The 6,368-nt window shown below is 39.2% G+C and carries 7 protein-coding genes; all 7 read right to left on the bottom strand.

All coding sequences use genetic code 11. The annotated features are described in order from the left end of the window. Positions 1-675 (bottom strand): CvfB family protein (locus VIK44_RS12310; protein WP_331554186.1); only part of this gene is annotated, 675 nt, incomplete at its 3' end. 21 nt (positions 676-696) lie between these two features. Then, a complete protein-coding gene (locus VIK44_RS12305) occupies positions 697-1,143 on the bottom strand; it encodes a hypothetical protein (protein ID WP_331554185.1) in 447 nt (148 codons plus the stop codon). Next, positions 1,140-1,637 (bottom strand): pantetheine-phosphate adenylyltransferase, encoded by a 498-nt coding sequence (gene coaD / locus VIK44_RS12300; RefSeq protein ID WP_331554184.1) that lies wholly within the window; start codon positions 1,635-1,637, stop codon positions 1,140-1,142. The genes VIK44_RS12305 and coaD overlap by 4 nt, the downstream gene beginning before the upstream one ends. Continuing rightward, positions 1,627-2,196 carry a 16S rRNA (guanine(966)-N(2))-methyltransferase RsmD gene (gene rsmD, locus VIK44_RS12295; protein WP_331554183.1) on the bottom strand — a complete coding sequence of 190 codons (570 nt, stop codon included), beginning with the start codon at positions 2,194-2,196 and terminating at the stop codon, positions 1,627-1,629. Before rsmD ends, coaD begins: the two co-directional genes overlap by 11 nt. Positions 2,197-2,204: 8 nt before the next feature. Then, the gene (gene recG, locus VIK44_RS12290; RefSeq protein ID WP_331554182.1) at positions 2,205-4,244 is read right to left on the bottom strand and encodes an ATP-dependent DNA helicase RecG; all 2,040 of its coding nucleotides are present in this window, start codon (positions 4,242-4,244) and stop codon (positions 2,205-2,207) included. A gap of 39 nt (positions 4,245-4,283) precedes the next feature. Next, a complete protein-coding gene (locus VIK44_RS12285) occupies positions 4,284-5,897 on the bottom strand; it encodes a DAK2 domain-containing protein (RefSeq protein ID WP_331554181.1) in 1,614 nt (537 codons plus the stop codon). Between the two features lie 12 nt (positions 5,898-5,909). Then, positions 5,910-6,254 (bottom strand): Asp23/Gls24 family envelope stress response protein, encoded by a 345-nt coding sequence (locus tag VIK44_RS12280; protein ID WP_331554180.1) that lies wholly within the window; start codon positions 6,252-6,254, stop codon positions 5,910-5,912. Between the last annotated feature and the right edge of the window lie 114 nt (positions 6,255-6,368).

Here is a 6,368-nt window from a genome sequence, read left to right as displayed (position 1 = left end):
CATCTTTGTTAATATTAAAATAGCATCCTTTGGTATTTCTTTATATGCCTGTCGATTAGGCGTTAGGATTAGCTTTCCATCAACTCTTATTTCTGAAATCCGGGCGTTAACTTTATCACCGCATTGGATATCGACATCTGCGTCCTTCATAAGAATCAGCCCATGGTATAAGTTTTCCACTGCCACAAAAGCTCCCAGTTCAGGGTTGATCTGATAAACATAACCTTCTACCCATTCACCGATTTTATGGTCTGAGCCCACTTTAAGCAGTGGATAAATTTTCATTGTTGCGCAAAGTCGGTCACTTTTATCCAAATAGAGATATACCAGATAATCCCGGCCTTTTTGAATTTTTGTGGTTTGTTCATTGTATGGGAGTAAGAGATCTTTTTCGAGACCCCATTCCATGAAAGCGCCAACTTTTGTAATATCTGCAACTTTCAAATGGCCAAACTCTCCTAAAAGTATTTTAGGACGGCGGGTGGTTGATATTATTCGATCCTTTGAATCCCTGTAGACAAATACTTCGATATCATCATTTGGACGAGCACTCTTAGGTACTTCTTTTTCTGGGAGGAGCACCACATTTTTTTCATCGGTTCCATCATATAAAAACGCCCCTATGGCCGTAATTCGATTAATTTTCAGTGTTTGGATTTTTCCTGTTTCTATCATTCATTAAACCTCGTCTTTTATTTATTTCATGTTTTTTAATTCATTTCGGTTTTGTTCAACCCTGTCGTTCATTTCTTTTAACTGTAACTGAAACGTATAAAGCAGCTTATCTGCATAATTTTGTGTACCTAATTTTAATGCTTTCGCACTGGCATTGGCATTATTGATCATTTCGTTGGCCTGAGCCGATGCTGTTTTTGTAATCTCATTGGTATCAATCAATTCTTTGAGACGTTTTTCCGCTTCAGATTTAATATGTTCTGCTTCGTCCTGGGCCGCAAAAAGAATCTTTTTTCGTTCAGCCACGATTTTTTTTGATTCAGTTAATTCACTGGGCATCGCATCTCGAATTTCATCAATAATTTCTAATAATTCTTCTGGATTAACTAGGGCTCTGGATGAAAAAGGGAGGGTGTTACCTTTTTCAATCACTTCTTCTAATTCTGCTAATAGTTCCATTACTCTCATTTTATAAATCCTTCCTCATGCTTTTTTTGAATCGCTTTTTCTACATTTGCCGGTATAAAATCAGACACATTTCCCTGAAATTTTACAAGCTCTTTTACCAGACTGGAGCTTAAATACGAATATTTATTACTTGTCATCATAAAGAAGGTCTCAATATTATTATCAAGATGTTTATTTATTAAAGCCATCTGAAACTCATTCTCAAAATCTGTTAAGGCTCGAAGCCCCTTGACAATAATATTGGTTTTTCTTGACCTCACGTAATCGATGAGGAGACCATTAAAGGTATCAACTTCAACGTTATCCAGTTCCTCCAGACTATCGGTAATCAGTTGCGCTCGTTCCTCACTGCTAAAAAGATAATTCTTGCTATTGTTTACCATAACACAAACAATCAGTTTGTCAAAAACTTTGGCTGCTCTTTGAATGATGTCGAGATGACCTTTAGTAAGAGGATCAAAACTCCCCGGATAGACTGCTATTTTAAAACTCATTTTTCTCCCTACAATAATAACTTACAATTGAATTTCCGTATTTTTTTGATTTATAGCATACTAATTTATTTTTTTCTAATGGCATTATAACAGATTTCTCTGATTCTATCACTATTTTTCCGGTCTCAGAAAGAATTTCTTTTTCTGAAATTATTTCCAGGATCTTCGCTAAACCTTCTCCCTGAACATAAGGGGGATCCATGAAGATAATATCACAGGACACTTTATTCATGGATAACATTTCAAGGCCTTTGATTCCCGGGATTTTAAAGACCCTGGCTCTGGATTCATATCCGGTCAGGGCAATATTTTTTTTAATAATTTCAATGCTCTCCTGAGAAATATCAAAAAAGTAGGCGGTTTCAATTCCTCGGCTTAAAGCTTCAATTCCCATGGCACCGCTTCCGGAAAATAGATCCACAAAAACTTTAGCACTTCTTAAATCAACCTGAATGCTACTGAAAATGGCACCTTTAATTTTGTCGGTGGTCGGACGAATCTTGTCACCTGGAATACTTGTTAACTTCTTTCCTCGTTTTTCCCCTGCTATTACTCGCATCCTGTCTCCTAATTTAACGATATTTCTTCAACTTCTTTGAAAAATGTTTTGAGAACCTTTTCCCGATAGGCCATCACTTCTTTATCGGTCGAGTTAAAAAGTGTCTCCGCCAATTCCCTTGTTTTCTGAATCAGGGCCATATCATCCATGGGATTTAGAACACCAAAGTCGGGAAGCCCATGTTGTTTGAATCCAAAATAATCTCCGGGGCCCCTTAAACGATAATCCTCATCAGCGATTTTTTTACCGCTTCGATTTTTGACAATAACTTCCATTCGAGCAAGAGTCTCAGGGCTTTTTGAGTTTGTCACCAGGAAACAAAAGGATTGATGTTCCCCTCGTCCAACTCGGCCTCTCAACTGATGAAGCTGGGAAAGTCCAAAACGTTCAGCGCTCAGTATTGCAATGGCACTGACGTTTGGGACGTCGATTCCGACTTCAATAATGCTGGTTGCCACTAATAGTTGTATCTCCCCCTGATTAAACGCTTTAATAATCTCCTCTTTTTCATCATTACCTAAGCGACTGTGCAAAAATCCGATATTATAATTTTCATCAAAGCGTTTCGCAATAACGCTGTATACCGATTCAATATCTTTCACTTCAGACATTTCTTCAGAGGCTTCAATGAATGGGCAAATCACAAATACCTGGCGGTTTTTTTTCATTTCACTTTCCAGAAAAGAAAATATTTTATGAAGAGATGCGTCATCATAGCAATAGGTCTTAATGGGTTTTCGGCCCTTGGGTAGCTCATCAATATATGATACGGAAAGGTCGCCATAGAGAATTAAGGCTAGGGTTCTTGGAATCGGAGTTGCACTCATAACCATGGTGTGGGGTTGATTCCCTTTTAATGAAAGTCGGCCACGCTGTTTCACCCCAAATCGATGCTGTTCATCGGTAATGACCAACCCTAAATTATAATAATCCACTGAATCCTGGATTAAAGCATGGGTACCGATCACAACCGAGGTTTCACCATTTGCCACTCGCTCCAGGATTTCTCTTCGCTCTTTTGTTTTCAGGCTTCCGGTAATGATTTCAACGGATACCCCAGAGTTTTTCAACAAAGTGTTAAAGCTTCGACCGTGCTGTTGGGCTAATATTTCAGTGGGAGCCATGTAGGCAGTCTGATAACCGTTTTGGGCCATTAAACAAGCCGAAATGACGGCAATAACGGTTTTTCCCGAGCCAACATCTCCCTGGACTAAACGGTTCATTACATGGCCATTTTTAAAGTCTTCCAGAATGTCGTCAATCACCGATTTCTGACTTTGGGTAAGCTCATAGGGCAGGTTGCCAATAAGGGCTTTCATCCCTTCAAAAGTGTTAATCGAAATATTCGAAAATTTACTTTCTCCGGCATTTGATAAGATCCCCATGTTTATTTTCAAGGCCTCATTGAATTTTAACCGTTCTTTGCCATTGAAAACCGCTGCCTTTGTTTTCGGAAAATGAATGGCTTCCAAAGCTGAGGCCATGGTCGGCAGCTGGTAATTTTTTCGGATGCTTTCGGGAAGACCATCCTCTATTTCCAGATGGCCGCTAAAAATCTGGACGAGCATTTTTCGAATGGCATCATTGGGAATTCCCGGGATTTTTGAATAAACAGGGGTTAACTCAAAAAACCGCCCAGCGTTGTTTGCCGGGGCAAACTGGGGGTTCATTATTTTAAATTTTTCGCCGTTTTTTTCAGTTTTTCCGTAAAAATAATATTCCTGATTATCTTTCAGTACGCCCTTTAAATAAGGCTGATTAAAAAAGACAGCTGTAATTTTAACTTCTTCGCATAAAAGGGGAATACTAAAAATCGAAAGATTCCCACGAATACGCTGGAGTCGGCCATAACCACAGACAAGGGCTTTTATTGTTATCGCCTTGCTCTCGGTTCCATCATCAAGTGAACCCGAAACGTTGCGGTCAATATATCTTTTAGGATAGAAATTCACAAGATTTCCCACTGATTTTATCTGATGTTCTTCCAGCGCGGTTCCACGCTTGGGTCCCACACCTTTTAATGTTAATATCGAATCATCCCAGTCCATGGCTACCTCCCGGTTTCGCACTCACAGAAATTTTTCTTGTTATTCAACGGATACAATATAATAATAAAGGGGTTGTCCGCCATAGTGAATTTCTACATCACATTCTTCAAAAGCAACCGTAAGATCTTCTGCTAAAGCCTCTGCATCTTCTTTAGTCGTATCTTTTCCATAATAAATTGAAATCAGTTCGCTCTCTTCATTGACCATTTCACTTAATAGATTTTCTGTAACGGTATGTATATTACTGCCGGCAAACTTTATTTCGCCACCTGAAATCCCTATCGCATTGCCTTTTTTAATTTTAAGACCGTTAATTTTTGTGTCTCTCACGGCATAAGTTACTTCACCTGTTTTTACATTTTTAATAGCATCGTTCATCCCTTTTTCATTTTCCGCAGCTTCTGCTTCCGGTGAAAAAGCCAGCATGGCCGAGATGCACTGGGGAATATTTTTTGACGGAATCACATAAACCTGTTTATCCGATATTTCACTGGCCTGTTTAGCTGCCATAATGATATTGCTGTTATTTGGAAAAAGGAACACCACTCCGGCATTGATCTTATCAATTTCATTTAAAAAATCCTGGGTACTGGGGTTCATGGTTTGTCCCCCTGATATAACCTGGGTTATTCCCAAATCCTTAAAGAGTTTTGTTAAGCCTTCTCCCGGAGACACGGCTATAAATCCGTAGGGTACCGGTGTAAGGTCAGCGGGCTTGCCCTTGCTTTCAAATTGCTCACGCATATTATCGATTTTAATACGGGATAAACTGCCAAGATTTCCTGCCCGTTCTAATGCCAGACCGGGATTGTCCGTATGTAAATGGACCTTAATAATAGCATCATCTTTAATGACTAACACGCTGTCTCCCAGGGTATTAAAGTAGTCTCTTAAATTGTCATCATCAATCTCTGTGGCATTTTTTATAACAAACTCGGTACAATAGCCAAAGGTAATATCCTCAGGTTTCATATTTGAGTCATCCACAAATTTATCCAGGTTGATGGAACTGGCTTCAATTTTCGCTCCAAGTTCCTGATTTGTTAAGGCTTTTACCGCACCTTCAGCAATACAGATCAGCCCCTGACCCCCGGCATCAACCACACCGGCTTCTTTTAAGACGGGAAGCATTTCCGGGGTCCTTAACAGTGTCGCTTTTCCATGTTTAAGGACCGCTTCAAGATAATCTTCCAAGCCTTCAAAGTTGTTTATGTTTGCCATTGCAAACTCACCCATTTCACGTGCCACTGTCAGGATTGTGCCTTCTGTTGGCTTCATAACAGCTTTATAAGCCACTTCAGCAGCCAGCTTAAGGGCATTTGCCATGAGGTTAATATCAAGGTAATCCTGGCCTTTACAGCCTTCTGCAAAGCCACGAAGCAATTGAGAAAGAATAACTCCAGAGTTTCCCCGGGCACCAATCAGTGCTCCTGAGGAGGCGGTTTTTGCTACACTGTAGACAGTCAGCTGCTCTACTTTATCAAGTTCTGATACAGAGTGGTTAAAGGTCAATGACATGTTTGTTCCGGTATCTCCATCAGGCACTGGAAAAACATTCAGCTCATCCACTGTTTTTTTGTTTATTTCCAGATTTTTGGCACCATATTCAAACATTTTTTTAAGCATCTCACCGTCAATTTTCCGGGTTTTCATTCTGTCCTCCATTTATACACGCACACTCACAACATTTACGCAGATTCTTTTTACTTTTAAAGATGTTTGCTTTTCCACCTTGTATTTTACATTGGCAATAATATTTTCTGCAACCACAGAAATTTTTATTGCATATTCCACAATAACGTAAAGTTCAATGATTAACCGGTCATCTTCAATCCTTACGCCGACCCCTTTATTGGCCTGATCCCCGGACAGGATTTCAATTAGCCCATCCTTGCCATGTTTATGGGCCATACCAACCAAACCATAACACTCCATTGCGGCATTGCCTGCTATGTCGGCAATGGCCTTTCGTGTAATATCTATCGTTCCTAGATCACTTTCTATTTTCATTTTAGTATCTCCTTTGTTTTTTCTTTCTCTATTTTATAGAATAATTTATAGTAAGTCAAAAATTTTATTGCTTTATTTTTATTTTTCATGATATAATACACTTTGTTTTATAAA

The organism is Acetobacterium sp., assembly GCF_036508315.1.
GTDB lineage: Bacteria > Bacillota > Clostridia > Eubacteriales > Eubacteriaceae > Acetobacterium.
Note: the sequence above shows the minus strand (reverse complement) of the source record. Positions and strands in the feature narration are given on the sequence as shown.

Coding starts and splice junctions, on each gene's coding strand:
- VIK44_RS12305 (WP_331554185.1), bottom strand. CDS start 1,143: ATGAGAGTAATGGAACTATTAGCAGAATTAGAAGAAGTGATTGAAAAA.
- coaD (WP_331554184.1), bottom strand. CDS start 1,637: ATGAGTTTTAAAATAGCAGTCTATCCGGGGAGTTTTGATCCTCTTACT.
- VIK44_RS12285 (WP_331554181.1), bottom strand. CDS start 5,897: ATGAAAACCCGGAAAATTGACGGTGAGATGCTTAAAAAAATGTTTGAA.
- rsmD (WP_331554183.1), bottom strand. CDS start 2,196: ATGCGAGTAATAGCAGGGGAAAAACGAGGAAAGAAGTTAACAAGTATT.
- recG (WP_331554182.1), bottom strand. CDS start 4,244: ATGGACTGGGATGATTCGATATTAACATTAAAAGGTGTGGGACCCAAG.
- VIK44_RS12280 (WP_331554180.1), bottom strand. CDS start 6,254: ATGAAAATAGAAAGTGATCTAGGAACGATAGATATTACACGAAAGGCC.